This is a genomic window from Microbacterium sp. Leaf288 (genome assembly GCF_001422925.1).
Lineage (GTDB): Bacteria > Actinomycetota > Actinomycetes > Actinomycetales > Microbacteriaceae > Microbacterium.
In genome coordinates this window covers 391,885-417,039 of record NZ_LMNI01000001.1, presented here as the reverse complement: position 1 = coordinate 417,039, position 25,155 = coordinate 391,885, and the positions used below count along the sequence as shown (strand labels likewise).

Below are 25,155 nucleotides of genomic sequence, written 5' to 3'. Positions count from 1 at the left end.
GCCACTTTCGCAGCGTGCTGACTTGACCCCTGTGGACGCACAAACGCGACGAGTCGGCGGAGCGTTCGAGAGGGGCATCGGTCGCAAGGCGGTGAGTGTCATCGCTCGATGAGAAGACATGCTCGAGGCTCGCGGATCTCCCGTTGCCTCAGGAAGGCGAGAGCCGCGAGCATCAGACGCCCGTCGTCCATCGCGCGACTCTGCTCGATCCGGTCGACTCCGCAGGAATCCGCTGGAGGCGGTGACCGCAAGGGGCCTTCCAGGTGTCAACACGGGTGCGCTGGCGCTCTTCCACTGAACGAGAACGTCTCCCTGGCGGGGTTGAGCGCGGTCACCGTCACAGCCATGTACCAGTGCGGCAACGACGAGCGGGATGTCCCTCAAAGCGCGCCGATCCAAAGATCTCGGCGCGATCATTCGCGAAGGTCAGCGGGGAGTGATCTCTCCTCGCCGCGCCAGATGTAGGCGCGTGCGTTTCGATCCACGTCGAGATCGTAGTGGCACGAAACCGAGCGGAATCGGAAAGTGCGACTCGACCACGGCCTAACCCATGGTCGGCTGCTGAGTGCACATGACGAACCCTCCTGCTTCCTGTCGAGCGGTGAGCCTAGCTGCGGGATCGCATCGGCTAGCGCCCGAGCCGACCTCCACGGCTGATCCGCCGCTCCGACTTCGGCTCACACAGCCCCGGACCTGCGCCGGAACCCCGTTCGTGCCGTGCGCGAGCGCCGAACGCGGGATCAGACAGGCATCACCGTCTCCTTCAGCGGTTGGCTTCCATCGGGTTGGCTGAACCAAGCCAGAGTTGCCAATGTTTCACGTGAAACAGACGCCGCGGCGCGGCCATTCTGCCTGCGCGGTCCACACCGCTCTGAACTGCAGGATGCGTCCACTCACGTGCGGAGGGTGGGTCAATGCGCGCACTGCCAGCCGGCGCGCACGGCGGTGCGCGTCTCGCCACCGACTCGTGCGCTCAGGCGGACTACTTCATGGTGTGCGGTAGCGACGCGCCGGTACGCCGATGGGTCTCACTTTGCGCCGCGAAGCGTTGCTGCACGCTGCGGGAAGCGACGCGCACCCCCCGGTCGGGTCGTGCTCACGCCGGATCACGGAGCATGGAGCGGACAGTCATTGAGCCGACTCGCCGCGTGTTTCACGTGAAACGTGATCGACAACACCCTCCCGTAGCGCGGTCGACCCGATCCTGGCAGCTTCGACGCACGTCAAGCGCGCGATCCCGGGAGTCTTCGGCGGTCATGCACTTGAGCGACAGCACACCCTCCACTCTCGGCACCGACGAGAATCAAGGCGCACAGCGTGGCGAAACTACGTCGCCTACGCTCGCGGGGGGGGCGTGGGCGCCACGCCCGCGTCGATGTCCACGTCCATGTCCCCCTCCCGGCGGCCTGTCCCTCGGTGAGCGGTCGTTCATCGGTCAGCGTCTACCGCCGCATGTTTCACGTGAAACCTGATCGACGACATGGCGCGGGACACGGTGCCCTGTAGGCGTCATGCCCTCCGCGCTGAGGTGGGTGCAGGCGTCGCGGAACTAGACAACGCGCTGGACGCATCGGATATCCCCTGATTCGACCGGACACCGGAGGTAAGCCTCCGCGTACCGAAAGCGTCCGGCGCGTGTGCACCCCGTGACAACTCCGCCAGCCACTTCTCACGGGGGACGCGCGGCGCGCAGTGCGGCGGCAGTACTCCTCCATCTGCTCCCATTGGCTCCGCAGCACACACTCAACGGGGCTCTGAGAACCGAAGCCAGACGAGACCTCCGCATCCGTGCCCCGCTCGCCCCACGCAGCGCGCCACGTCGAGAAACCCGTGTGGATCCGGCCGCGTCGGCCCCATGTTTCACGTGAAACGCCGTCGACCACATGACTCGAGACGCAGTTGACCGAATATCGAAGGCTCGTCGGAAGGCGGCGGCACCGCCCAGCTTGAGTTCAGTGGCCCCCGCAAGACGCCGCTTCGCTGTGCGACGACGCCTCGATCTTCGCGTTGGCGCCGCGCTGGGGTCGGAGAGCGCCCGCGCCGGACGGCTGGCAATCCACTCGTCCTCGACGCCGAATGTTTCACGTGAAACGTGATCAGTGACGCCGGCGCGGCAGGTGCGATCGACGAGATCTCCCACGCCTCCTCGGAAGAGAAGCCCGCTGTTCCCGGCGCCCGCCGCCCGAGACTTTGCGGTGGCTAGATGCGTGCCGTCTCGAGCCACCGCGTCGCGAACGCACTCAAGCCGCGATCAGGCGTGGCGTGGGGCAGTGGCGGAGATGACCGCTGTGCCCGACCAGCGCACGGCACACGTGCGGGAATAACACCGCGGTCAAGCCGGACGGCCGCTGTCACGGCGCGGATCGACGCTTCCAAATACGACTGGGCATGCTCCGGAGCAATGACAACCAGCGCCCGTTGCACAGGGAGAAGTAAGAGACCGCCCCCAGGGGCATCCCGTGTGAGCATGCAGCCTGATGATCGGGCGCGGGGCTTCTTGGTGGCAGCGCCAGCGACGTCGCGCGTCGAACTGGGGTTCGGCATGGCGGGACGGAGCTGCAGCGCACAACGGTCGGCTAATGCGGCGCAGCATCCGTCGCCCGTAGCGACGCAAGATGCAGCCGGTGTTGCGTCGTGGTCACCTTCGCCCCCGCGCGATCCAGTCGCCACCGACGGAGAAGGCGGGTCGCACCTCTGTGACGACCTTCATCGGAATCGCTCGCCGGCAGGGGAGTGAGTCCGAGGGGGTGCGAGATCCGACGTGGCCAACACGAGCACTCGTTGCTGGCCGGCCCATTCACCGTGCGGACACAGAATCTCCGTGGGAGAACCGCGACAGCGGCGTCGACATAGACGATCCCGCACACCATGAGCTCGCCCCCGGCCTCGGGAGTTCAAGACGGCCGGAGGTCACGGGGAATCGGGTCAACCTGTGGCGATCCCACTGCTCTCCGCATCCGGGACACCGTGATCGACGCTGTGCCGCGGAGACGCGCCGTGAGGGTTCCGGTGTGCGCCTGCACTCCGCGGTTCGCGCACGTCCGCCAGCAGGGTTCGGGCATGTCCATCCGCTCTTACCTCTTACAGGCGGGACGCATAGCGAATATCCGAGGCCGACGGCCGCGGGTCCCGCATCTCCGTGGCTTAAGCAGGGTGAGCTGCATCCGACGGACCAGCCGTATGCCCTCGGCAGCCGGATGACGGTGCACATCGGTGCTCCCGCCTTCGCTGCGACCGCTGCGGGATAAGTGACACTCGTCGGTCGACGATCCGTCGTGCTGCCGGGGAGGCGCAGTCGGACCCGATAATGAGGCCGTTTCACGTGAAACATGCCCGCGGCGTCGGTTCTCGACCGACGCTTTCCACGCCGAATGTCCGCCGAAAATCGAGCTGTCGGCGACCAGCCGTCAGCGTACGGTCGCTCGGATCACCCGCGACGGTTCGGGAAGCAGACCTTCGCCGACGACCTCGACGCGCGGGTTCGTCACCTTGAACTTGCGGAGCTGCTTCTCGGCTGCCTCGATCTCGTTCGCGGCGCTCGTCCCCTTGAGGAGGATGAGCTCGCCCCCGTCGCGCACCAGGGGAGCGGTGATCGGCACCAGGGTGCGCAGGGCGCTCACAGCACGGGCAGTGACGGCATCCAGCGAAGGACCGCGCTTCCAATCCTCGGCCCGGGCGCGCAGCACCTCGACGTTGTCCAGCTCGAGCGACTCGGCCTGCTCCGACAGCCACGCGACCCGGCGCTCCATCGGCTCGATGAGGACCCACTCGACATCGGGACGCGCGATCGCGAGTACGAGCCCGGGGAGGCCGGCGCCCGACCCCACGTCACCGACGCGGCCGGAGAACAGGGGAGCGATGACCGCGCTGTTCAGGATGTGGCGCGACCAGAGGCGCGGCGGTTCAAGTGGACCGATCAGCCCGCGCTCTTCACCGTGCTGTCCGAGGGCTTCGGCGAACTTCCGCGCGACGTCGATGCGGTCGCCGAAGATCTCGGCGGCGGCCGGGGGTTCCTGCTCGATCTCGATCATCGATTCTTCGACAAGCTCAGCACGACTGTTTCACGTGAAACGCGCGGCTCAGCCGCGACGGATCACCGTGTGACGGTCGGCGCCCTCACCGTACGACTCGGACACGAAGCCGCGCTCCGCGACGATGTCGTGGACGACCTTGCGCTCGTAGCTCGACATCGCCGGCAACGACGCCTGCGAGGCACCGTCATCCAGCCGGGCAATCGCGCGGTCGACGAGAGCGGTCAGCTCGTTCTGCCGAGCGTCGCGCGAGCCGCCGATGTCGAGGATCAGGCGCGAGAAGCGACCGGTGCGGTTCTGCACCGCGATGCGCGTCAGCTCCTGGAGCGCCTGAACGGTGTCGGGTGCGGCGATCAGATCGACCGATCCGCCGGACGGCGCCTCGACCGATACGTACGCGCGGCCCGCGCGCACATCGAGATCGAGGTCGCCGTCGATGTCGGCGATGTCGAGCAGACCCTCGATGAAGTCGGCGGCGACGTCGCCTTCTTCCTCGAGCTGGGCGACGGTCGCGGGGACCCGCTCTTCGCGCGTGTCGACAGGGGCGTACTCAGGTGACGTGGTCATGGCGTGATCCTCGTGTGTGACGTCGGTCGGGGTCTTCAGGAAGTGGAGCCGGTGCCGGGCTTGCCCGGGTCGGTCCCACCGGAGACCTGGTCGCCCTGCTTCTGACCGGATCCGGGCTGCTTCTGACCCTGCTTCTTCGCGCGCTGCTTGCTCACGGGCTGCTGACGCTTCGGCGCCGCTGCCTTCGCGCGCTCGGCCTCTTCATAGAGGCGCTGCTGCTCGGCGACGTACTTGTCCATCGGGACGACCTTGCCCGAGGCATCGATCGCCTTGCCCTTCTTCGCGAGACGCTCTTCGCGCGCCTTGGCCGCGTCGGAGCCGGGGGTCGGCATCTCACGGATGACGAGGAACTGCTGGCCCATGGTCCACAGGTTCGACACGAACCAGTAGATGACGACGCCGAGCGGGAAGAAGACACCCGAGAAGATGAAGCCCAGCGGCAGAATGTACAGCATGATCTTCTGCATCTGGTAGGCCTGGCCGGTCTTGGCCTCGGGGGACAGGTTCTTCGAGATGATCTGCAGCTGCGTGAAGAACTGCGACACGATCATCAGCACGACGAGCACGACGAGGATGATGATCGCCGGGGTGTTTCCCGTGTTGACGGCGTCGATCAGCGTCTCGTGCAGCGAAGCGACGCCGAACAGCTTCGCGTTGTAGAACTCCTGGGTCAGCTCCGCGTTGAGAAGGCCCACGCCGCCGATCCCGGCTGTTGCGTGCTTGGTGACGTCGTTGAGCACGCTGAACAGCGCGAAGAAGACGGGCATCTGCACGAGCAGCGGCAGGCAGCTCGAGACCGGGGTCGTGCCGTGCTTCTTGTACAGCGCCATCGTCTCGCGGCTCATGGCCTCGCGAGACAGCTGGTCCTTCTTGCCCTTGTACTTCTCCTGGACTTTCCGCAGTTCAGGGGCGATTTCCATCATCTTGCGCTGGCTCTTGATCTGCCGAACGAAGAGCGGGATCATCGCCGAGCGCACGACGATCACCAGACCCACGATCGCCAGCACCCACGTGATGCCGTCGGCCGCCGGAAGCCCGATCGCGGTGAAGAGCCAGTGCCAGAAGACGAGCACCGCCTCGACCGCCCACTTGAGCGGCCACAGGATGATCCCGAAGAGATCGAATCCGCCGTTCGTCGCCGGAGCGGACGGCGACGGCGTCGAGGCGAGGGCTGACAAGAGATCCATGCGGAGGATCAGTCCTTTCCGGTGGGGGCAGGCACGACGAACCCGTGTCGGGTCAGGGCGTGCCGGAAGTTCTTGCGGGGCGGCACGTCGTCGACGCCGCCGACCGCCCAGGGGTGGCAGCGTGCGATGCGCGCGGCGGTCAGAGCCGAACCGACGACGGCGCCGTGCTGCTGCACCGCGCCGACGGCGTACGCCGAGCACGACGGGTAGTACTTGCAGACGTCGCCGTAGGTGTGCGAGATCGTGGCACGGTAGCCGTGCAGCAGCGCAAGCAGCGCGTTGCGGGGGAGCAGAGGGAGGCTGCGCAGGGAATCGGATGCCGCGAACTCGGCGTCTCCGAACGCGTAGGCGGGAAGAACGCTCATGCGGCCCTCCGTGCGAGGCACTTCACGACGTCGCTGCGCAGATCATCGAAGGACGCGGATGCCGCACTGGGCAGTGCGCGGATCACAACCTCGCTGCCCGGCGCGACCGAGTCGATGGACTCGAAGCACAGCGCCTTGAGCCGGCGACGGACGGTGTTGCGCACGACGGCGCCACCGACCTGCTTGCTCACGATGAAGCCGAACCGCGCCGGACCATCGGTCACGACGCGGTTCACGTAGGTGATGGTGTGCGCTCCGGCACACCGACGACCCCGACGGACAACGGCCTTGTACTCCGATCCGCGGGTGAGTCGGTGCGGCCTCGCGAGCACCGCTCGGCTCAGGCCGAGAGCTCGGTGCGCCCCTTGGCGCGGCGAGCCGACAGGATCGAACGGCCGGCGCGCGTGCGCATGCGGGCGCGGAAGCCGTGCTTCTTGGCGCGGCGGCGGTTGTTGGGCTGGAAGGTGCGCTTGCTCATGGGGACTACTTCCGATCAGGTGTCACCGGGACGCTCGAGACCGGGGACGTGTGTACAGGGGCGACTGCCACGAGGGCATAAGTCAACCGATTAAGGCTACGTCGAGTTGCCCGAGAACTCAAACCGAGCGCAGAACGTGTCATTATGCACCGGAGAGGGGATCGACCCTGGCACCGACACGCAGGCCGGTTCTACAGTGGAGTTTGCTCACGCGACGCCTCCTGACTAGCGTGGCTCCGGCAGTTATCCACAGGCCTGCACCGACATTTCCGCGGCCTCCGGTGGAATCATCAACAACCCGGGGGGGCCATGACACCGCACGAAGTTCCAGATGTACCGGTCTGGACGGCCGTTCTGGACGAACTCGTGCGAGATGATCGCATCACCCCGCAGCTGCACGGCTTCATCAGCCTGGCCGTTCCGCAGGGAGTGATGGGCGGGACGCTCTATCTCGACGTCCCCAACGATCTGACCGCGGCGCAGTTCACCAAGCGCATGCGTGCGCCGATCCTTGAGGCGCTCACGCGCGTCGGCCAGGACGTCCAGGATCCCGCGTCGAATTTCCGCGTCGTCGTGAACCCGGATCTCGCCGACGTGCACCTCACCGCACCGATCCCGGTCCAGTCCACGGCGGCGCCGATCGCGTCGCCCGTCGGACTGCAGTCCGGGCCGCCGGTCGGACGCCCGCCGCTCGACGAACCGGGGGACACAGCATCCGTCTCGCGCAGCGATACGCGACTGAACCCGAAGTACACGTTCGACAACTTCGTCATCGGGCAGTCCAACCGCTTCGCCCATGCCGCGGCGGTCGCGGTCGCCGAGGCGCCGGCCAAGGCCTACAACCCGCTCTTCATCTACGGCGACTCGGGTCTGGGCAAGACCCACCTCCTCCACGCGATCGGCGACTATGCGCTGAGCCTCTACGCCGGCATCCGCGTGCGGTACGTGTCGAGCGAAGAGTTCACCAACGACTTCATCAACTCGATCGCCAACAACCGAGGCTCGGCGTTCCAGGCGCGGTACCGGGATGTCGACATCCTCCTGATCGACGACATCCAGTTCCTGCAGGGCCGCGCCGAGACGCAGGAAGCCTTCTTCCACACGTTCAATCAGCTGCACGATCACGACAAGCAGGTCGTGATCACGAGCGACGTGCCCCCGAAGCACCTCACCGGCTTCGAGGACCGCATGCGCAGCCGGTTCGAGTGGGGCCTCATCACCGACGTGCAGGCGCCCGACCTCGAGACGCGTATCGCGATCCTCCGCAAGAAGGCGCAGTCCGAGCGACTCCACATCCCCGACGAGGTCATGGAGTACATCGCGACTGTCGTGTCGAGCAACATCCGCGAGCTCGAGGGCGCACTCATCCGCGTCTCGGCGTTCGCGAGCCTCAACCGCTCGACGCTCGACATGTCGCTCGCCCAGACGGTGCTGCGCGACATCGTCGACCAGGACGATGCCAACGTCATCTCGCCGACCGACATCATCACGGCGACCGCGGCCTACTTCAAGCTCACCGTCGACGACCTCTACGGGTCCAGCCGCTCGCAGTCGGTCGCCACAGCGCGTCAGATCGCGATGTATCTGTGTCGCGAGCGCACGAGCCTGTCGCTGCCCAAGATCGGGCAGCTGTTCGGCAACCGCGACCACACCACCGTGATGTACGCGTACAAGAAGATCAGCGAGCTCATGAAGGAGCGCCGCTCGATCTACAACCAGGTGACCGAGATCACCGCTCAGCTCGGCCGCAACGGTCGCTGATCCGTCCTCCACGCCCTTCGAGGGGCCGGTGCGTCACGACGCGCCGGCCCCTCGTCGCATATGCCCGAAGAAGTTCTTGACACGCGCGGGGAGCAGGGCCATTATTCCGGTTCTGCACAGTGTGGAAAACCTGTGGATAACTCTCCCAAGCTGCGGAAACTGCTGTGAACGAGCGGGGGAGACCTGTGGATGGATTGCGGACTCCACAGGTTTTGTCATTCGTCTTTCCGATCGCTCTCCGGAGCGTCTCCACAACTCACAAGCGTGTGGTTTCCCTCTCCCGACTGGCAACGCGGCAGTTGTCCACAGTTTCCACAGCCGTTAACACCATGACAAGAAATCTTTGTGATGAAACCCGTCCGATCACCTTTGCGGTGGACAAGCCCCGAGACGAGACGGCGGACTGGCAATCTCCGAGGCTGGCACTAGCATGAGAACCCCGAGCCCGCAGTCGAAGGGCCCGCTGCAGAGGGAGCGTTCGTGAAGTTCCACGTCAATCGCGATGTGTTCAGCGAAGCCGTATCGTTCGTCGTCAAACTCCTGCCGCAGCGCAACCCTCAGCCGATCCTCGCGGGCGTGCTGATCGAGGCATCCGCTGAAGGCCTCTCGCTCGCCGCGTTCGACTACGAAGCGTCTGCGCGCACCACGATCGAGGCGACCGTCGACGAGCCGGGCACGATCCTCGTCCACGGCCGGCTGCTCTCCGACATCGCCAGCCGTCTGCCGAACGCACCGATCCAGATCGAGGTCGACGAAGACGGCGGCATCCTGCTCACCTGTGGTTCCGCGCGCTTCACCCTCGCCTCGATGCCGGTGCAGGAGTACCCCGCGATCCCCGAGGTGACCGGTGACTCCGGTCTCGTGCCCTCCGAGGACTTCGCCACCGCGATCGCGCAGGTCGCGTTCGCCGCATCGCGCGACGACGTCACCCCGGTGCTCACCGGCGTGCAGCTCGAGGTCTCGGGAACGAGCCTCAGCCTCGTCGCCACCGACCGCTACCGCGTCGCGCTCCGCGAGATCCCGTGGGACGGCGGCACCACAGCGAGCGACGAGTCGACGACCGCACTCGTGCCCGCGCGCACCCTGACCGAGGTCGGCAAGACGTTCGCGCACGGCGGCGACATCTCGATCGCCTTCTCAGGGTCGGGTGACCGCGAGATCATCGCCTTCACCGCCGGCAACAAGACCGTGACCTCACTGCTCATCAAGGGCAACTTCCCGCCGGTTCGGCGCCTGTTCCCCGAGCAGACCGAGCACCACGCGGTCGTCAACACCGCCGAGCTCGCCGAGGCCGTGCGCCGTGTGTCGCTCGTCCTGGACCGCTCGGCCCCGCTGCGCTTCACCTTCACGGCCGACAGTGTGTCGATGGATGCCTCGGGCACCGAGCAGGCTCGCGCCACCGAGTCCGTCGACGCGACGCTGCTCGGCGGCGACGAAGTCACCCTGGGTCTGAACCCCCAGTACCTGCTCGAGTCGCTCGGCGCCGTGAAGAGCGAGTTCGTGCGCATCACGTTCACCTCGAGCGAGAACGCGAACAAGCTGAGTCCCGTGCTCATCACGCCGCAGACCTCGGTCGACCGCGCCGGCTCGGACTCGTTCCGCTACCTGCTGCAGCCCAACCTGCTGCTTCGCTGATCAGCCCGTCGTCGGAGCACGTCATTAGGCTTGTCCGGTGATCGTGGAGCACCTGAGTCTCGTCGACTTCCGCAACTACGCGGCCGCCGACGTCGAGCTCGGGCCCGGTCCGAACGTGTTCGTCGGCCGCAACGGCCAGGGCAAGACGAATCTCGCCGAGGCCATCGGCTTCTTCGCGACTCTGGGCTCGCATCGGGTATCGAACGACGCACCCATGGTGCGTGACGGGGCGGATGCCGCGATCATCCGCGCGCGACTGGCCCACGGCGAGCGTCGCGTGCAGCTCGAGGCGCAGGTGAACCGGCAGGGTTCCAACAAGGCGCGGGTGAACGGCGCTCCGGTTAAGCCGGCGGAGCTTCCCCGCTACGCGCAGGTCGTGCTCTTCGCCCCCGAGGATCTGCAGATCGTGCGCGGCGATCCGTCTGCGCGCCGCCGCTTCGCCGACCAGCTCCTGGTGCAGCGCACTCCGCGCATGGCCGCGGTGTTGGCCGACTACGACCGCGTGCTCAAGCAGCGCACCGCGCTGCTGAAGTCGGCGAAGGCGCGCGGCATCCGCGGCGACGCGCTTTCGACCCTCGATGTCTGGGACGAGAAGCTCGTCTCGCTCGGCACCGAGCTCATCGCGGCGCGCCTCGCCCTCGCGACCGACCTGGCGACCCCGCTCGCCGCGGCCTACACCGCCATCGCCGGGGCCGACCACAACCCCGAGATCGAGTGGGCGCTCTCGGTCGCCGGCGCCGAAACCGGCGAAGACGGGGATTCGGGCGTCGGCGCGGCGCCGGGCCCAGACGCCGAGACCGCGAGGACGGATGCCTCGACCACCCGCATCGCAGAGCTCTTCCGTCAGGCGCTCGCGGCGAAGCGCACATCCGAGCTCGAGCGCGGGCTCACGCTGGTGGGGCCGCACCGTGACGACCTGCTGCTGCGGATCCGCGGGCTTCCGGTGAAGGGGTACGCATCGCACGGCGAGTCGTGGTCGGTCGCCCTCTCGCTCCGGCTCGCGTCGGCGGAGCTGCTGCGCGCGGATTCGCGCCTCGGAGACCCGGTGCTGATCCTCGACGACGTCTTCGCCGAGCTCGACACCGACCGCCGCGCACGCCTGGCGCACCTCGCGGCCGACTACGAGCAGGTCGTGGTCACCGCCGCGGTCGAGGGCGATGTGCCCGGTGAGCTGCGCGCTCGGATGGTGCGTGTCGAGGCCGGCCGCATCGTGGGTCCCGTCGAGTCGGAGGCGGCCGATGCCTGAACGCCCCGAAGAGCCGGCGGCCACTCCCCAGAAGCCCGCCCCTCTCGATCGCACGGCCGTCCCGGAGACGATCTCGACGTACCTGCGTCTGCGCGGTCTCGAGCCCTCGGCCCGGTCGTACCGCAAGCGCCGCCGGCGCACCGCGGACGACGAGAACATCCCGTTCGCCCCGGGGCGCGACCCGCGCGGCGTCGGCGACGTGCTCGCCGACCTCACCCGCGAGGCCGGATGGGATCCTCAGCTGGCGCGGGAGGACGTCGTCCGTGCGTGGGATCAGGTGGCCGGCGAGGACACCGCGAAGCACACCCGGCCGGTCGCGTTCTCGGACGGCACCCTCACCATCCAGGCAGACTCGACGGCGTGGGCCAAGCAGCTCCAGCTGATGCGCGCGCAGATCCTCTCGGAGATCGTCCGCCGGTACCCCGAGGCCGGGGTGAACGCGGTCCGCTTCATCGGGCCGGACGTCCCCTCCTGGAAATGGGGTCCCAGAACGATTCCAGGGCGCGGTCCGCGCGATACCTACGGATAAGCCACGTCGGGAGGCATCCAGGCGATTTCCATCCCCTCACAGGGGCGTAGAGCGCTGTGATCGGGCCGTTACCCGATAGACTGTCAGGGCCCGTGTCGAAGGATTTGGAGCCCTCGCGAAGATGACGTCTGACAACCCCGATAACGTTTCCGAGGAACCCGAAAAGCCCGCTCCGGCTCCCAACGGAACTCCCGGCGACTACGGGGCAGACGCCATCCAGGTGCTCGAGGGCCTCGAGGCCGTCCGCAAGCGCCCCGGCATGTACATCGGCTCGACCGGTGAGCGCGGCCTCCACCACCTCGTGTACGAGATCGTCGACAACTCCGTCGATGAGGCCCTCGCCGGCTACTGCGACACGATCAACGTCACGATCCTGCCCGACGGCGGCATCCGCTGTGTCGACAACGGCCGCGGCATCCCGGTCGACATCCACCGCACCGAGGGCAAGTCGACCGTCGAGGTCGTTCTGACCGTGCTCCACGCCGGTGGAAAGTTCGGCGGCGGCGGGTATGCGGTGTCGGGTGGTCTCCACGGTGTCGGTTCGTCGGTGGTGAACGCGCTGTCGACGCGCCTCGAGGTAGAGGTGAAGCGCCAGGGGCACGTCTGGCGCCAGTCCTACCGCGACGGCGGGCAGCCGCAGGCGCCGCTCGCGAAGGGCGAGCCGACCGAAGAGACCGGAACGATCATCCAGTTCTGGCCCGACGACACCATCTTCGAGTCGGTGAACTTCGACTACGACACGCTGCGCACGCGGTTCCAGCAGACGGCGTTCCTCAACAAGGGCCTGCGCATCACGCTGTCCGACGAGCGCCCCTCCTCGACCTACGTCACGGATGCCGAGGGCGGAGGCTCTGAGGAGCGTCAGCCGTTCGACGACTTCCACTACGAGCGGGGCCTCGTCGACTACGTCGAGTACCTCAACAAGGTGCGTCACGCCGACGTCGTGAACGAGGAGATCATCGAGATCGAGTCGGAGGACACGGTCCGCCACATCTCGCTCGAACTCGCGATGCAGTGGACCTCGAGCTACACCGAGAACGTCTTCACCTTCGCGAACACCATCAACACGCACGAGGGCGGCACGCACGAGGAAGGCTTCCGTGCGGCGCTGACCACGCGCATCAACACGTACGCGCGCGACAAGAACCTCCTCAAGGAGAAGGACGACAACCTCACCGGCGACGACATCCGCGAGGGTCTCACCGCCGTGATCTCGGTCAAGCTCTCCGAGCCGCAGTTCGAGGGACAGACCAAGACCAAGCTCGGCAACACCGAGGCCAAGGCGTTCGTGCAGAAGGTCGTGGGCGACCAGCTCGCCGACTGGCTCGACCGCAACCCCGTGCAGGCGAAGCGCGTCATCACGAAGGCCGTCGACGCCGCAACCGCGCGCATGGCGGCCCGCAAGGCGCGAGAGACCGCACGCCGCAAGAGCGTCTTCGAGTCGGCGGCGATGCCCGACAAGCTCAAGGACTGCACCAGCAAGGACCCCTCGATCAGCGAGATCTTCCTCGTCGAGGGCGACTCGGCCGGCGGCTCCGCGGTGCAGGGCCGCGACCCGCACACGCAGGCGATCCTGGCGCTGCGCGGCAAGATCCTGAACGTCGAGCGCGCGCGCCTCGACAAGGCGCTCGGCAACCGCGAGGTCCAGGCGATGATCCAGGCCTTCGGCACGGGCATCGGCGAGGACTTCGACATCGACAAGGCCCGCTATCACAAGATCGTGCTGATGGCGGATGCCGATGTCGACGGCCAGCACATCACCACGCTGCTGCTCACCATGCTGTTCCGCTACATGCGCGGGCTCATCGAGGCGGGGTTCGTGTACCTCGCGATGCCGCCGCTCTACCGCCTGAAGTGGACCAACTCCGCGCACGAGTACGTCTACTCCGACAAGGAGCGCGACGCGCTGCTCGCCGACGGGCTCGCGAACGGCAAGCGGATCCCCAAGGAGGGCATCCAGCGTTACAAGGGTCTCGGCGAGATGAACGCCAAGGAGCTGTGGGAGACCACGATGGACCACTCCACGCGCACGCTCCGCCAGGTGACCATCGACGACGCGGCCGCCGCGGACGAGATCTTCTCCGTGCTGATGGGCGAGGACGTCGAGTCGCGCCGCACGTTCATCCAGCGCAATGCCAAGGACGTCCGCTTCCTCGACATCTAGCACAGGCGAGCGCAGCGAGCTGCCCCGGTCGTTGAGCGAGCGGAGCGAGTCGAAACGCCGCAGGACGATCTCGAAACGCAACGAAGAATCGAAGAAGACGAGACAGAAGACATGGCAGAAGACGAACGTCCCGACGTGAATGCCGAACACGACCACGGCCGGATCGACCAGGTGGACCTGCAGCTCGAGATGCAGCGCAGCTACCTGGATTACGCGATGGCCGTCATCATCGGCCGCGCGCTCCCCGACGTGCGCGACGGCCTGAAGCCCGTGCACCGCCGCGTGATCTACGGCATGTACGACGGCGGGTTCCGTCCCGACAAGTCGTTCTCGAAGTGCGCGCGCGTCGTCGGCGAGGTCATGGGTCAGTACCACCCGCACGGTGACACCGCGATCTACGACGCCCTCGTCCGTCTCGTGCAGCCGTGGTCGCTGCGCTACCCGCTCGCGCAGGGGCAGGGCAACTTCGGCTCGCCCGGCAACATGGGCGCCGCCGCCCCGCGGTACACCGAGACCAAGATGGCTCAGCTCGCGCTCGAGATGGTGCGCGACATCGAGGAAGAGACCGTCGACTTCCACGACAACTACGACGGTCAGACCCAGGAGCCGTCGGTGCTGCCGGCGCGCTTCCCGAACCTCCTCGTCAACGGTTCCGTCGGCATCGCGGTCGGCATGGCGACCAACATCCCGCCGCACAACCTCCGTGAGGTGTCCGCCGGCGCGCTCTGGGCGCTCGAGCACCCGGAGGCATCGCGCGAGGAGCTGCTCGAGGCGCTGATGGAGCGCATCCCCGGTCCGGACTTCCCGACCGGCGCGCAGATCCTCGGCACCAAGGGCATCCGCGAGGCCTACCGCACCGGCCGCGGCTCGATCACGATGCGCGCCGTCGTCTCGATCGAAGAGATCCAGGGCCGCACGTGCCTCGTCATCACCGAACTGCCCTACCAGGTGAACCCCGACAACCTCGCGGTCAAGATCGGCGACCTTGCGCGCGACGGCAAGATCACGGGCATCGCCGACATCCGCGACGAGACCTCGGACCGCACCGGTCAGCGTCTCGTCGTGGTCCTGAAGCGGGATGCCGTCGCCAAGGTCGTGCTGAACAACCTGTACAAGCACACCCAGCTGCAGGAGAACTTCGGCGCCAACATGCTCGCGATCGTCGACAACGTGCCGCGCACGCTGTCGCTCGATGGTTTCGTCACGCTGTGGCTCGAGCACCAGATCGATGTCATCGTCCGCCGCACCAGCTACCGCCTGCGCAAGGCCGAAGAGCGCATGCACATCCTGCGCGGCTACCTGAAGGCGCTCGACGCACTCGATGAGGTCATCGCGCTCATCCGGCGGTCGCCCAACGCGCAGGAGGCGAACGAGGGTCTGCAGAAGCTCCTCGACGTCGACGAGGCGCAGGCCGACGCGATCCTCCAGCTGCAGCTGCGCCGCCTCGCGGCCCTCGAGCGACAGAAGATCATCGACGAGGCCGCCGAGCTCGAACTGCAGATCGCCGATTACCGAGAGATCCTGGCAACGCCGCAGCGTCAGCGCGACATCATCCGCGAAGAGCTCACGGCGATCGTCGACAAGTTCGGCGACGAGCGCCGCACGCACATCCTCCACGGATTCGACGGCGACATGTCGATGGAGGACCTGATCCCCGAAGAGGAGATGGTCATCTCGGTCACGCGCGCCGGCTACATCAAGCGCACGCGCAGCGACAACTACCGCCAGCAGCACCGCGGCGGCAAGGGCGTCAAGGGCGCGCAGCTGCGCGCCGACGACGTGGTCGAGCACTTCTTCGTCACCACCACGCATCACTGGCTGCTGTTCTTCACGAACAAGGGCCGCGTGTACCGCTCGAAGGCGTACGAGGTGCCGGAGGCCGGGCGCGATGCCAAGGGCCAGCACGTCGCGAACCTTCTCGCGCTGCAGCCCGATGAAGAGATCGCCCAGATCCTCGACATCCGCGACTACTCGGTCGCGACCTACCTCGTGCTCGCGACCCGCAGCGGCCTCGTCAAGAAGACGCGTCTGACCGAGTACGACACCAACCGCCAGGGCGGCATCATCGCGATCAAGCTCCGTGGGCAGGTGCCCGAGGAGGGCGACGAGGCCGAGGCCGGCCCCGACGACGAGGTGGTCAGCGCGCTGCTGGTCGACGAGGGCGACGACATCCTCCTCATCAGCCGCCACGGCATGTCACTGCGCTTCTCGGCGACCGATTCGGCGCTGCGCCCGATGGGTCGCTCGACGTCCGGTGTGAAGGGAATGGACTTCCGCGCGGGCGACAGCCTGCTGTCAGCGTCCGTCGCAGCCGACGACGGGTACGTCTTCGTCGTGACCGAAGGCGGGTACGCGAAGCGCACCGCGGTCGATCAGTACCGCATGCAGAACCGCGGCGGACTGGGCATCAAGGTGGCCAAGCTGAGCGAGGATCGCGGCGATCTCGCGGGCGGACTCATCGTCTCCGAGGACGACGAGGTCTTGGTGGTTCTTGCCAGCGGCAAGGTGGTACGCTCTGCCGTGGCCGAGGTCCCCGCCAAGGGCAGAGACACGATGGGTGTCGTGTTCGCCCGCTCCGGCGACGACGATCGCATCCTCGCGATCGCGCGCAACGGCGAACGAGGCCTCGCAGAAGAATCCGAGGACGCATCCACCGACGGGGCTGAAGCAGCACCGTCACCCGAGACCCCCCAGTCGAACGACACCCTCGAATCGGATGCCTCTCCCCAGACCCCCGAAGAGAGCACTGACGCATGAGCACGGTAGCCGACAAGCTCGCCAAGAAATCGAGTCACAAGACCAGCGCCAAGCAGGTTCGCCTGCGTCTGGTGTACGTGGACTTCTGGTCCGCGGTGAAGCTGTCCTTCCTCGCCGCGATCGCCATCGCGGTCGTGACGGTGGTGGCATTCGTGATGGTCTTCCTGGTGGTGCAGACCACCGGCCTGATCGCCAAGGCCGACGAGTTCTTCTCGAGCTTCTCCGACGGCAGCATCCTGCTGTCGCAGTTCGTGAGCTTCCCGCAGGTCCTGGCCTTCTCGGCCGTCGTCGCGATCCTGAACCTCGTGGTCGTCACGGTGCTCGGCGCCGTGATCGCGGGCATCTACAACCTCGCGGTCAAGGTGACGGGCGGCCTGCTGGTCGGCTTCACCTCCAACTGACGCAACCGCCCGAGCGCCGGCATCCGTGGATCTCGATCCCGGATGCCGGCGCTCTGCGTCTGCGGGTCAGACCACCGTGGTCCCGAGCAGCGTCCCGATGAGCCACGTCGCGACGAGGGCCAGCGCGCCGCCGATGACGAGGCGGATCGCAGCCCTCCCCTTCGGAGCGCCGCCCAGGTGCGCCGAGACCGTGCCTGTGACGGCCAGCGCGATGAGCACCGCCACGAAGGTGACCGGCACGCGCCACTCGGGCGGCGGGAGAAGGATCGCGAGGAACGGCAGCAGCGCACCGAGAGTGAACGAGATGGCCGACGAGATCGCGGCGTGCCACGGGTTCACGAGGTCGTTCTGGTCGATGTGCAGCTCCACCTCGAGGTGGGCAGACAGCGCGTCGTGTGCGGTGAGCTCGTGGGCGACCTGACGTGCCGTCGCATCCGACAGCCCGCGGTCGCGGTAGAGCTGGGTGAGCTCCTCGAGCTCCTCTTCGGGCATCTCACGCAGTTCGCCGCGCTCTTTGGCGATCAGCGCCCGCTCGGAGTCGCGCTGACTGCTCACCGAGACGTACTCGCCGAGCGCCATCGAGATCGCACCGCCGACGAGGCCGGCGATGCCGGCGGTGAACAGCGCGGCGGTGTCGGTCGTCGCGCCCGCGACGCCGACGACCAGCGCCGCGACCGAGACGATGCCGTCGTTCGCGCCGAGAACACCGGCGCGGAGCCAGTTGAGGCGCTCCCCCAGCCGGACCCCGTGCGGTTCACCAGGATGGGAAATCTCTGTCACGACCCCAGTCAACCAGCCCGATTCGTGAAATCCGGATTCGTCGGGTAAAGTCTTGGAGGTTGCGGAGCGCAGGTTCCGCAGTCAAACGGGGCTATAGCTCAGGCGGTTAGAGCGCTTCACTGATAATGAAGAGGTCCCAGGTTCAAGTCCTGGTAGCCCCACCGTAAGCCCCGGGGCCTTAGCTCAGTTGGTAGAGCGCCTGCTTTGCAAGCAGGATGTCAGGAGTTCGAATCTCCTAGGCTCCACAGACACGAAGCCGGTTCCGAGAGGGACCGGCTTCTGCATTCTCCCCGGGGCCCCGCGCAGTTAGGGTGAAGCATGGACCTGCGCGTCGCGGCGTACGCGGTGATCGTGGATGATCACGACCGCGTCCTGCTCGCGCACTGGAACGAGGGCCGTCGCGCCGCGTGGACGATGCCGGGCGGCGGCCTCGAGGCCGGAGAGGACCCCGAGAGCGCCGCGCGCCGCGAGGTCAGGGAAGAGACCGGCTACCGCGTCGAGATCGACGGGCTGCTCGGCATCCATTCCCGCGTGATCCCGCCGGGGCGCCGTCTCAAGCCCGGCGCAGACCTGCCGCTGCACACGCTGCGCATCGTCTACCGTGCCCGCATCACCGGCGGGCGCCTGCGCAACGAGACCGACGGGTCGACCGATCGCGCCGACTGGTTCACACTCCCCGAGGTCCGCGCGCTGCAACGGGTCAAGCTCGTCGACATCGCCCTCGAGATGGCGGGGATCGAACTTCCGTCGACGCACTGATGGCGACGGATGCCGTCAGTCGATGGGCTGCGAGATGTCGGCGACCGTCGCGCCGTAGGCGGCGATGAGCGCGTCGGCGTCGACGAACATGCTGTAGCCGTGGGCGCCCGCCCCCATCGCGATGCGCTGCCCCACGATCTCGGCGTCGGCGTACAAAGGCCAGTCGTGCGTGCTGCCGAGCGGCACGATGGTGCCCCGCTCGTAGCCGGTGGCCGCGAGGGCGCGCGCAGGATCCGGCAGCTGAAGTTTGTTCACCCCGACGACGGCGCGCAGCTTGGGCCATGAGATCGCACGGTCGCCCGGGATGAGGGCGAACAGGTAGGTGTCGTCGCTGCGCTTGACGACGAGCGTCTTCACGATGCCCGACGGCGGGATGCCGAGGATCGCGGCAGCCTCCGGCAGGCTGTTCGCCGCCGGACGCTCCCGGATCTCGACCTCGAGCCCACGCTCGGCCGCCGCCGCGCGAACGCGATCGACGCCTGTCAGAGCCTCACCCGTGGTGGGCTCAGGCATCCGGTGCGCGCAGCGGGTCGTCCGCGACCCAGAGCTCGTCGTCGGCGCGCAGCGTCTGCCACGCGGCGTAGAGCACGCCGACCGCGGCGGCGACGCCGAGGATGATGGCGATCACGCCGCCGGCGCCGATGCCCTTCTTCGCCGGAACGGGTGCCGCCTTGGCCCACGAGGACGGAAGGCTGATGCCGCGGCCGTCCGCCAGGCGCGAGCGCTGCTCGTTGGCGGCGTCCCACACCGACAGCGCAGAGCCGACGACGGCGCCCGCCGCGGGGATGACGGTCTTGTTGACGACCTTCTTGCCCTTGTCGACATAGGGGGCGGCGTACTTGTCGTAGCCGGCCTGCACCTGCGGCTTGACCTGCTCGCGGCCGTAGTGACCGAGCTGACGGCTCGCCTCGCGGGCGACGGTCGCGGCCTCCCCGACCAGAACCTGCTGGGCCTCCCAGAGGTTTCCGGCCTGCTTCTGCAGCTTCTCGAGTTCCTTCTTGCGCTTGCGGCTGAGGCTCACGGTTTGCCCTCCCTGTTGTGGGGATGTCGGTCTCTTCATCTTGCCAGACCACCGGTGAGACGGGAGGGGTTGCAGGGAACTCTGAGACAATGTAGACATGCCGCTTCACACAGCTGTCGCAACGATCCACACCAACTACGGCGACATCGTCGTCAACCTGTTCGGCGACCAGGCTCCTCGCACCGTGCAGAACTTCATCGGCCTGTCCGACGGTTCGCAGGCGTGGACGCACCCGGCGACCGGCAAGCCGGGCGAAGGCCCGCTGTACAAGGACGTCATCTTCCACCGCATCATCTCGGGCTTCATGATCCAGGGCGGCGACCCGCTCGGTCAGGGCGTGGGCGGCCCGGGCTACAACTTCAACGACGAGATCAGCGGCGAGCTCACCTTCACCGCTCCCTACAAGCTCGCCATGGCGAACGCAGGCCTGCGCCGCAACGCGATCACCGGCCAGCCCGAGGGCACCAACGGCTCGCAGTTCTTCATCACCGTCCCCGGCCAGGGCGGCCGCGGCCCGGAGTGGCTGCAGGGCAAGCACACGATCTTCGGCGAGGTCGTCGACGACGCGTCGAAGGCCGTCGTCGACACGATCGCCGAGGTGCCGACGGCGGCGGGCGACCGCCCGGTCGAGCCCGTCGTCATCGAGTCGATCGACATCGCCGCGGTCTGAGCGCGCGCGTCATCGGGCCCGGGGCGGCGACCGCCGCCCCGGGCCATCCGCATCCCTGAGCCCAGGCGAGACAGAGACGGGGCCCACGTGAGCACGCAGGACTTCCAGCGCAACCGCGACAACTTCTGCTACCGGCATCCCGACCGGCAGAGCTTCGTGCTGTGCCAGCGGTGCCTGCGCACGATCTGCCCGGAATGCCAGACGCAGGCCGCCGTCGGGGTCATCTGCCCGGAGTGCCTCCGCGACCAGCAGAAGGCGCAGTCGCCGGCGCAGAAGAAGGCCGAGCGGCGCTGGTCGCGCCCACGCGCGGTGTCGGCGTCGTCGGGCCGGCCCGTCGTGACCTACTCGATCATCGGGATCACGGCCTTCGTCTACCTCCTCACGCTCATCCCCGGCGTCGGCGGCGCCATCCAGGACGCGCTGTACTACTGGGCGCCGCTGCTCTACCCCGAGTTCCGGGGCACCTCACAGCCCTGGCGTCTGCTCACCGTCGCTCTGGTGCATTCGGGCATCTGGCATGTGGGACTCAACATGCTCGCCCTGTGGATGATCGGTCGCAGTCTCGAGCCGCTCCTCGGCCGCTGGCGCTTCCTCACGCTCTACCTCCTGAGCGCGCTCGGCGGCTCCGTCGCCGTGACGCTGCTGTCGTTCACGACGCCCGTGGTCGGGGCATCCGGTGCCATCTTCGGCCTCTTCGGGGCGCTCCTCGTGATCGGGCGGCACATCGGCGCGAACATCGCCGGCATCGCCCTCGTGCTCGGAATCAACCTCGTGATCGGGTTCATTCCCGGATTCAACGTGTCGTGGCAGGCGCACGTCGGCGGCCTGCTCGTCGGCCTGCTCGTCGCATTCATCTACACGCGCACGCGTGCCCTCCGCCAGCGCGGGCTGCAGATCGGGCTTCTCGTCGCGGTCGGCGCGGGACTCGTGGCGCTGCTGTTCGTGCCGGTCGTCTTCCCGGCCCTCGTGATCCTCTGAACAGAGTTATCCACAGGCTCATCCACACCCTGGGGAGAATCACACCCGTGTAATTCACAGGTGTTAACAGACTTGTTAACAACTGCGGATCGGCCCGATCTGCAGCATCCGGGCATGGAAAAACCCCGGTCGTCATAGACCGGGGTTTCTCTTTCGAAGTGTCGCTTACCGCCAGCGCGTCGTCATCAGGAAGCCGATGAAGGCGATGCCGAAGCCGATCACGAGGTTCCATGCCCCGATGTCGGGGATCGGGAACGCCATGCCGCTCAAGTAGAAGACGAGGATCCACACCAGACCGATGAGCATCAGTCCGATCATGATCGGCTTGAACCACACCGGGTTGGGTGCGGCTTCGCCTTCTGCGCGCTCGACGAGCGAGTCGTCGTCTTTGCCGGGTCGTGCCATGCAGAAGAGTCTAACTGCCAGCCACGCCACAGCCCGCCCTGATTAGAATCCACCTGTGGATGACGCGTTGCCCGGACCGAGGCGAGCTGCCCGCGGGACTCGAACTCCGCGTCGGCGAACCTCCGTCGTCGGCGTCATCGGCGAGGTGCTCATCACTGCCGGCGTCGTCGTGCTCCTCTACGTCGTGTGGCAGCTCTGGGTGGGCGACCTCATCTACGGCGCCGAGCGCAACGCCGAGGGCACGGAGCTGTCGCAGGAGTGGCAGGCGCAGTACGAGGATCAGAACCCCGAGGCGGCCCCCGCCCCGACCGACGCCGGCACCGACCCCGAGGTGGTGCCCGTCACCGCCCCTCCGCCCGTGCTGGCCGAACCCGCCGACGGCCAGACGTTCGCGATCATGCGGATCCCCCGGTTCGGCGCGGACTACGCCGTCCCGATGGCCGGCGGCGTCACGCGGGCCCGTACCCTCGATCCCATCGGCATCGGCCACTACCCCGGCACCAAGATGCCGGGCGAAGCGGGCAACTTCGCGCTCGCCGCGCACCGCACCACGTGGGGCAAGCCCTTCAACCGCATCGCCGATCTGCACGTCGGCGACGCGATCGTCGTCGAGACGCAGGCGGGGTGGTACACGTACCGCTTCCGCACACTCCAGTACGTCACGCCGAACGAGGTCGAGGTGCTCCTTCCGGTCCCCCAGCAGATGGACGTCCCCGCGGGCACGGCCTACATCACGCTGACCAGCTGCAGCCCGATGTACGCGATGACCGAGCGCATCGTGGCGTACGGCGTGTTCGAGTCGTTCACCCCCCGCACAGCGTCGGGCGAGGAGCCCGCCTCCCTCCAGGCGGTGGCCTGATGTACGCGGGTCTGTGGCGGATCCTCCCCGGCCCGTGGTGGGTGCGGGTCCTCATCCTGCTCGTGCTGATCGCCGCGGTGCTGTACGGCCTCCTCTTCTACGCCTTCCCCTGGGTCAGTCAGTTCGTGAACCCGCAGGAGGTCACCGTCACCCTGCCCGCGGCGTCGACTCCGACGCCGCTGTCGTGACCGACCGCTCCTCCTCGTCGGCGCCGATCCTCGTCGTCGACAACCACGACAGCTTCGTCCACACCCTGATCGGGTACCTTCACGAACTCGGCGCCGGCACCGAGCTCGTCGAGGCGGACGCCCTCGCCGATCCGTCGCGCGACATCGCGGGGCGGCCCGGCGTCCTCGTCTCCCCTGGACCCGGCACGCCCGCCGACGCGGGCGCATCGATCGAAGTGGTCCGCGCGGCGGCGGCCGGCGGCATCCCTCTCCTCGGTGTCTGTCTCGGTCACCAGGCGATCGGCGAGGCGTACGGAGCCACCGTCGATCACGCGCCCGAGCTCATGCACGGCATGACCTCGCTCGTGCACCACGACGGCTCGCTCCTGTACACAGGGCTGCCCGACCCGTTCACAGCCACGCGCTACCACTCCCTCGCGATCGTGCCCGAGACGCTCCCCGATGACCTCGTCGTCACGAGTCGCACGGCGAGCGGGGTGATCATGGGCGTCGCCCACCGGACCGCGCCGATCCTCGGGGTGCAGTTCCATCCCGAGAGCGTGCTGACCGAGGGCGGCTACCGCCTGCTCGGCAACTGGCTCGCATCGATCGGATACACGGATGCCGCGTCCCGCGGCGCTGCGCTGAGCCCGAGGCGCTGAGCCCTCGGGCCGTCTGCCCTCCGGGTCAGGCGCCCGTGCAGTAGGTCAGCGTGATCTCGGAGTGGACCGGGACGTCGCCCGGCGTGAGCGACTGCGACGACACGGTCGGCGGGGTGGAGCCCGCGCAGTTCGGGTCTTCCGCCGGGATCACCGTGAGGCCGAGGTTCTCGAGCTCACGCGTCGCGGCATCGACGGTGTAGCCGCGCACGTCGTTGATGGCCACGCGGCCCGAGGCGACGACGAGGTTGACCATCGAGCCGGTGGGCACGCTCGCCCCGTCGACGGGGGTGCTCGAGATCACCGTGCCTGCAGCGAGATCCTTGTCATTCTGCTGCGTGACGGTGCCCAGCTGCAGCCCGGCGCCGGTGATGGCCGAGGTCGCAGCCTCCTGTCCGAGGCCGGTGAGTGTCGGAACCGTCGACATCTGCTGCCCGGTCGACACGTAGACCTTCACCTGCTGATCGGGTGCGACCGACGTCCCCCCCTCGGGATCGGTGCGGATGACGTTGCCCGCCGCGACGTCGGTGCTCTCCTCGTCCACGCGGATCGCGCGGAGGTCCGATTCGGCGAGGGTGTCGTTCGCGCGCTCGTAGGTCATCCCCGACACGTCCGGCACCTCGCGCACGTTGCCCGGGAGGTCGTCGCGCGGCTGGATCGTGAGCACCCAGAACAGCAGGGAGATGAGCAGCACCGCGAGCAGGGCCACGCCGGCCCAGATCCACGCCACCGGCGGACCGGCCTGCGTGCGCTTCATCGTGGTGTCTGTGCTGAGCTGGCGCAGCGACCGCGCGGTCTCGGCAGCCTGCCGCGGGTTGGGCCCGTACAGCTCGCTCGTGAGTGCGCCCACCTGGCGCTTGGAGGGCTGCCGGCCGTCGACCGTCGCGTCGAGCGCCTCGCGGAAGCCTGCGGCGTCCTGGTAGCGCTGGAACGGGTCCTTCGCGAGAGCGCGCAGAGCGACGGTGTCCAGAGCCCGGGGCACGGTGTCGTTGACCTCGGACGGCGGCAGCGGCGCCTCGCTGACATGCTGGTAAGCCACCGCGACGGGCGACTCGCCGCGGAACGGCTGGCGCCCGGTGAGGAGCTCGTACAGCACGACGCCCGTCGAATAGACGTCGGCGCGGGCGTCGACCGGCTCCCCCTTGGCCTGCTCGGGCGAGAAGTAGGCGGCGGTGCCGAGGATCTGGGTCGTCTCGGCGACCGTCGACGACGAGTCCGACACCGCGCGCGCGATGCCGAAGTCCATCACCTTCACCTGGCCCGCGTCGGTGACCATGACGTTGCCCGGCTTGATGTCGCGATGCACCACACCCGCGCGGTGCGAGTACTCGAGGGCCTCGAGGATTCCGTCGACGTAGCGGACGGCATCCGTCACCGGGACCGGGCCCGCGGCGATGATCTCCTTGAGGAGCCGGCCCTTGACGAGCTCCATGACGATGAAGGGCACCGGACGCACCGTGCCGTCGGGAGCCGTGAGAGAGTCCTCGCCGGCGTCGTAGACGCGCACGATCGTCGGATGGGCCATGCGCGAGGCAGCCTGCGCCTCGAGGCGGAACCGCGTGCGGAACGCGTTGTCATCGGCGAGCTCGCGGTCGAGGATCTTGATCGCGACCTCGCGGCCGAGCGTGAGGTCGTAGCCGCGATAGACGCTCGCCATGCCGCCCCGGCCGATCGGCTCATCGATGCGATAGCGCCCCGAAAGCACGCGCGGCTCAGCTGTCACGGTCACTCCCTGC

At 67.7% G+C, this 25,155-nt stretch carries 24 protein-coding genes and 2 tRNA genes; 15 read left to right on the top strand and 11 right to left on the bottom strand.

What is annotated here, in order from left to right:
• Nucleotides 1-3,407: 3,407 nt before the first annotated feature.
• The 6 genes from rsmG to rpmH are packed head-to-tail and all read right to left on the bottom strand — an operon-like array spanning nucleotide 3,408 to nucleotide 6,628.
• Nucleotides 3,408-4,031 (bottom strand): 16S rRNA (guanine(527)-N(7))-methyltransferase RsmG, encoded by a 624-nt coding sequence (gene rsmG, locus ASF40_RS01810; RefSeq protein ID WP_056365574.1) that lies wholly within the window; start codon nucleotides 4,029-4,031, stop codon nucleotides 3,408-3,410.
• 48 nt (nucleotides 4,032-4,079) lie between these two features.
• Nucleotides 4,080-4,598: a Jag family protein gene (locus ASF40_RS01805; RefSeq protein WP_056365571.1), complete on the bottom strand. Its 519-nt coding sequence runs from the start codon at nucleotides 4,596-4,598 to the stop codon at nucleotides 4,080-4,082.
• 35 nt (nucleotides 4,599-4,633) lie between these two features.
• Nucleotides 4,634-5,785, bottom strand: coding sequence for a membrane protein insertase YidC (gene yidC / locus ASF40_RS01800; RefSeq protein ID WP_056365568.1), 1,152 nt, complete (start codon nucleotides 5,783-5,785; stop codon nucleotides 4,634-4,636).
• An 8-nt stretch (nucleotides 5,786-5,793) separates the two neighbouring features.
• A complete protein-coding gene (yidD, locus tag ASF40_RS01795) occupies nucleotides 5,794-6,150 on the bottom strand; it encodes a membrane protein insertion efficiency factor YidD (RefSeq protein ID WP_056365565.1) in 357 nt (118 codons plus the stop codon).
• A complete protein-coding gene (rnpA, locus tag ASF40_RS01790; RefSeq protein WP_056365562.1) occupies nucleotides 6,147-6,482 on the bottom strand; it encodes a ribonuclease P protein component in 336 nt (111 codons plus the stop codon). The genes yidD and rnpA overlap by 4 nt, the downstream gene beginning before the upstream one ends.
• An 8-nt stretch (nucleotides 6,483-6,490) precedes the next feature.
• Nucleotides 6,491-6,628 carry a 50S ribosomal protein L34 gene (gene rpmH / locus ASF40_RS01785; RefSeq protein ID WP_005054680.1) on the bottom strand — a complete coding sequence of 46 codons (138 nt, stop codon included), beginning with the start codon at nucleotides 6,626-6,628 and terminating at the stop codon, nucleotides 6,491-6,493.
• A gap of 309 nt (nucleotides 6,629-6,937) precedes the next feature.
• On the opposite strand from rpmH, the gene dnaA reads away from it, so the two are divergent.
• From dnaA to ASF40_RS01750, 7 genes are all read left to right on the top strand, one after another.
• Complete coding sequence (gene dnaA, locus ASF40_RS01780) at nucleotides 6,938-8,389, top strand: chromosomal replication initiator protein DnaA (RefSeq protein WP_056365557.1); 1,452 nt, start codon at nucleotides 6,938-6,940, stop codon at nucleotides 8,387-8,389.
• A 480-nt stretch (nucleotides 8,390-8,869) separates the two neighbouring features.
• Entirely contained in the window at nucleotides 8,870-10,024 is a 1,155-nt protein-coding gene (gene dnaN / locus ASF40_RS01775; protein ID WP_056365554.1) for a DNA polymerase III subunit beta, read from the top strand.
• Between the two features lie 37 nt (nucleotides 10,025-10,061).
• Nucleotides 10,062-11,270: a DNA replication/repair protein RecF gene (gene recF / locus ASF40_RS01770; protein ID WP_056365552.1), complete on the top strand. Its 1,209-nt coding sequence runs from the start codon at nucleotides 10,062-10,064 to the stop codon at nucleotides 11,268-11,270.
• Entirely contained in the window at nucleotides 11,263-11,799 is a 537-nt protein-coding gene (locus tag ASF40_RS01765) for a DUF721 domain-containing protein (RefSeq protein ID WP_056365549.1), read from the top strand. Before recF ends, ASF40_RS01765 begins: the two co-directional genes overlap by 8 nt.
• Before the next feature lie 121 nt (nucleotides 11,800-11,920).
• The gene (gene gyrB / locus ASF40_RS01760) at nucleotides 11,921-13,963 is read left to right on the top strand and encodes a DNA topoisomerase (ATP-hydrolyzing) subunit B (RefSeq protein ID WP_056365547.1); all 2,043 of its coding nucleotides are present in this window, start codon (nucleotides 11,921-11,923) and stop codon (nucleotides 13,961-13,963) included.
• A gap of 111 nt (nucleotides 13,964-14,074) precedes the next feature.
• Nucleotides 14,075-16,720 carry a DNA gyrase subunit A gene (gene gyrA / locus ASF40_RS01755; RefSeq protein ID WP_056365544.1) on the top strand — a complete coding sequence of 882 codons (2,646 nt, stop codon included), beginning with the start codon at nucleotides 14,075-14,077 and terminating at the stop codon, nucleotides 16,718-16,720.
• Complete coding sequence (locus ASF40_RS01750; RefSeq protein ID WP_045301979.1) at nucleotides 16,717-17,121, top strand: DUF3566 domain-containing protein; 405 nt, start codon at nucleotides 16,717-16,719, stop codon at nucleotides 17,119-17,121. Before gyrA ends, ASF40_RS01750 begins: the two co-directional genes overlap by 4 nt.
• 66 nt (nucleotides 17,122-17,187) lie before the next feature.
• Here ASF40_RS01750 and ASF40_RS01745 read toward each other — a convergent pair whose 3' ends face one another.
• Nucleotides 17,188-17,901, bottom strand: coding sequence for a VIT1/CCC1 transporter family protein (locus ASF40_RS01745; protein ID WP_082496793.1), 714 nt, complete (start codon nucleotides 17,899-17,901; stop codon nucleotides 17,188-17,190).
• 87 nt (nucleotides 17,902-17,988) lie between these two features.
• Here ASF40_RS01745 and ASF40_RS01740 point away from each other — a divergent pair.
• The 3 genes from ASF40_RS01740 to ASF40_RS01730 all read left to right on the top strand — a co-directional run bounded on the left by ASF40_RS01740 (nucleotide 17,989) and on the right by ASF40_RS01730 (nucleotide 18,660).
• Nucleotides 17,989-18,062, top strand: a tRNA-Ile gene (locus tag ASF40_RS01740).
• Nucleotides 18,063-18,073: 11 nt separating this feature from the next.
• Nucleotides 18,074-18,146, top strand: a tRNA-Ala gene (locus tag ASF40_RS01735).
• A 73-nt stretch (nucleotides 18,147-18,219) separates the two neighbouring features.
• Nucleotides 18,220-18,660, top strand: coding sequence for an NUDIX hydrolase (locus ASF40_RS01730; RefSeq protein WP_056365541.1), 441 nt, complete (start codon nucleotides 18,220-18,222; stop codon nucleotides 18,658-18,660).
• Nucleotides 18,661-18,675: 15 nt separating this feature from the next.
• Here ASF40_RS01730 and ASF40_RS01725 read toward each other — a convergent pair whose 3' ends face one another.
• Both ASF40_RS01725 and ASF40_RS01720 read right to left on the bottom strand, forming a co-directional pair.
• The gene (locus tag ASF40_RS01725) at nucleotides 18,676-19,173 is read right to left on the bottom strand and encodes an aminoacyl-tRNA deacylase (RefSeq protein ID WP_056365536.1); all 498 of its coding nucleotides are present in this window, start codon (nucleotides 19,171-19,173) and stop codon (nucleotides 18,676-18,678) included.
• Nucleotides 19,166-19,681, bottom strand: coding sequence for a hypothetical protein (locus ASF40_RS01720; protein WP_056365534.1), 516 nt, complete (start codon nucleotides 19,679-19,681; stop codon nucleotides 19,166-19,168). The genes ASF40_RS01725 and ASF40_RS01720 overlap by 8 nt, the downstream gene beginning before the upstream one ends.
• Nucleotides 19,682-19,778: 97 nt before the next feature.
• Between ASF40_RS01720 and ASF40_RS01715 the strand changes: the two genes are divergently transcribed.
• Together ASF40_RS01715 and ASF40_RS01710 are read left to right on the top strand one after the other, a co-directional pair.
• Nucleotides 19,779-20,351, top strand: a complete 573-nt coding sequence (locus ASF40_RS01715) for a peptidylprolyl isomerase (protein ID WP_056365531.1) — start codon at nucleotides 19,779-19,781, stop codon at nucleotides 20,349-20,351.
• An 87-nt stretch (nucleotides 20,352-20,438) separates the two neighbouring features.
• On the top strand, nucleotides 20,439-21,329 hold the full coding sequence (locus ASF40_RS01710) for a rhomboid family intramembrane serine protease (RefSeq protein WP_056365528.1): 891 nt from the start codon (nucleotides 20,439-20,441) through the stop codon (nucleotides 21,327-21,329).
• Between the two features lie 165 nt (nucleotides 21,330-21,494).
• On the opposite strand, the gene ASF40_RS01705 is transcribed toward ASF40_RS01710, so the two are convergent.
• Nucleotides 21,495-21,734, bottom strand: coding sequence for a cell division protein CrgA (locus tag ASF40_RS01705; RefSeq protein WP_045301992.1), 240 nt, complete (start codon nucleotides 21,732-21,734; stop codon nucleotides 21,495-21,497).
• 55 nt (nucleotides 21,735-21,789) lie between these two features.
• On the opposite strand from ASF40_RS01705, the gene ASF40_RS01700 reads away from it, so the two are divergent.
• Genes ASF40_RS01700 through ASF40_RS01690 form a run of 3 tightly spaced genes read left to right on the top strand, consistent with a single transcriptional unit; the run spans nucleotide 21,790 to nucleotide 23,422 of the window.
• Nucleotides 21,790-22,593 (top strand): class E sortase, encoded by an 804-nt coding sequence (locus ASF40_RS01700; protein WP_235560091.1) that lies wholly within the window; start codon nucleotides 21,790-21,792, stop codon nucleotides 22,591-22,593.
• Nucleotides 22,593-22,781: a hypothetical protein gene (locus tag ASF40_RS01695; protein ID WP_056365525.1), complete on the top strand. Its 189-nt coding sequence runs from the start codon at nucleotides 22,593-22,595 to the stop codon at nucleotides 22,779-22,781. Before ASF40_RS01700 ends, ASF40_RS01695 begins: the two co-directional genes overlap by 1 nt.
• Entirely contained in the window at nucleotides 22,778-23,422 is a 645-nt protein-coding gene (locus ASF40_RS01690) for an anthranilate synthase component II (protein WP_056365522.1), read from the top strand. Before ASF40_RS01695 ends, ASF40_RS01690 begins: the two co-directional genes overlap by 4 nt.
• A 25-nt stretch (nucleotides 23,423-23,447) precedes the next feature.
• On the opposite strand, the gene pknB is transcribed toward ASF40_RS01690, so the two are convergent.
• A complete protein-coding gene (gene pknB / locus ASF40_RS01685) occupies nucleotides 23,448-25,142 on the bottom strand; it encodes a Stk1 family PASTA domain-containing Ser/Thr kinase (RefSeq protein WP_082496839.1) in 1,695 nt (564 codons plus the stop codon).
• Nucleotides 25,143-25,155: the final 13 nt, after the last annotated feature.

Excerpts from the sequence above, each read along its gene's own strand:
- rsmG (WP_056365574.1), bottom strand. The coding sequence starts at position 4,031 with ATGATCGAGATCGAGCAGGAACCCCCGGCCGCCGCCGAGATCTTCGGC.
- ASF40_RS01805 (WP_056365571.1), bottom strand. The coding sequence starts at position 4,598 with ATGACCACGTCACCTGAGTACGCCCCTGTCGACACGCGCGAAGAGCGG.
- yidC (WP_056365568.1), bottom strand. The coding sequence starts at position 5,785 with ATGGATCTCTTGTCAGCCCTCGCCTCGACGCCGTCGCCGTCCGCTCCG.
- yidD (WP_056365565.1), bottom strand. The coding sequence starts at position 6,150 with ATGAGCGTTCTTCCCGCCTACGCGTTCGGAGACGCCGAGTTCGCGGCA.
- rpmH (WP_005054680.1), bottom strand. The coding sequence starts at position 6,628 with ATGAGCAAGCGCACCTTCCAGCCCAACAACCGCCGCCGCGCCAAGAAG.
- dnaA (WP_056365557.1), top strand. The coding sequence starts at position 6,938 with ATGACACCGCACGAAGTTCCAGATGTACCGGTCTGGACGGCCGTTCTG.
- ASF40_RS01765 (WP_056365549.1), top strand. The coding sequence starts at position 11,263 with ATGCCTGAACGCCCCGAAGAGCCGGCGGCCACTCCCCAGAAGCCCGCC.
- gyrB (WP_056365547.1), top strand. The coding sequence starts at position 11,921 with ATGACGTCTGACAACCCCGATAACGTTTCCGAGGAACCCGAAAAGCCC.
- gyrA (WP_056365544.1), top strand. The coding sequence starts at position 14,075 with ATGGCAGAAGACGAACGTCCCGACGTGAATGCCGAACACGACCACGGC.
- ASF40_RS01750 (WP_045301979.1), top strand. The coding sequence starts at position 16,717 with ATGAGCACGGTAGCCGACAAGCTCGCCAAGAAATCGAGTCACAAGACC.
- ASF40_RS01730 (WP_056365541.1), top strand. The coding sequence starts at position 18,220 with ATGGACCTGCGCGTCGCGGCGTACGCGGTGATCGTGGATGATCACGAC.
- ASF40_RS01725 (WP_056365536.1), bottom strand. The coding sequence starts at position 19,173 with ATGCCTGAGCCCACCACGGGTGAGGCTCTGACAGGCGTCGATCGCGTT.
- ASF40_RS01715 (WP_056365531.1), top strand. The coding sequence starts at position 19,779 with ATGCCGCTTCACACAGCTGTCGCAACGATCCACACCAACTACGGCGAC.
- ASF40_RS01705 (WP_045301992.1), bottom strand. The coding sequence starts at position 21,734 with ATGGCACGACCCGGCAAAGACGACGACTCGCTCGTCGAGCGCGCAGAA.
- ASF40_RS01695 (WP_056365525.1), top strand. The coding sequence starts at position 22,593 with ATGTACGCGGGTCTGTGGCGGATCCTCCCCGGCCCGTGGTGGGTGCGG.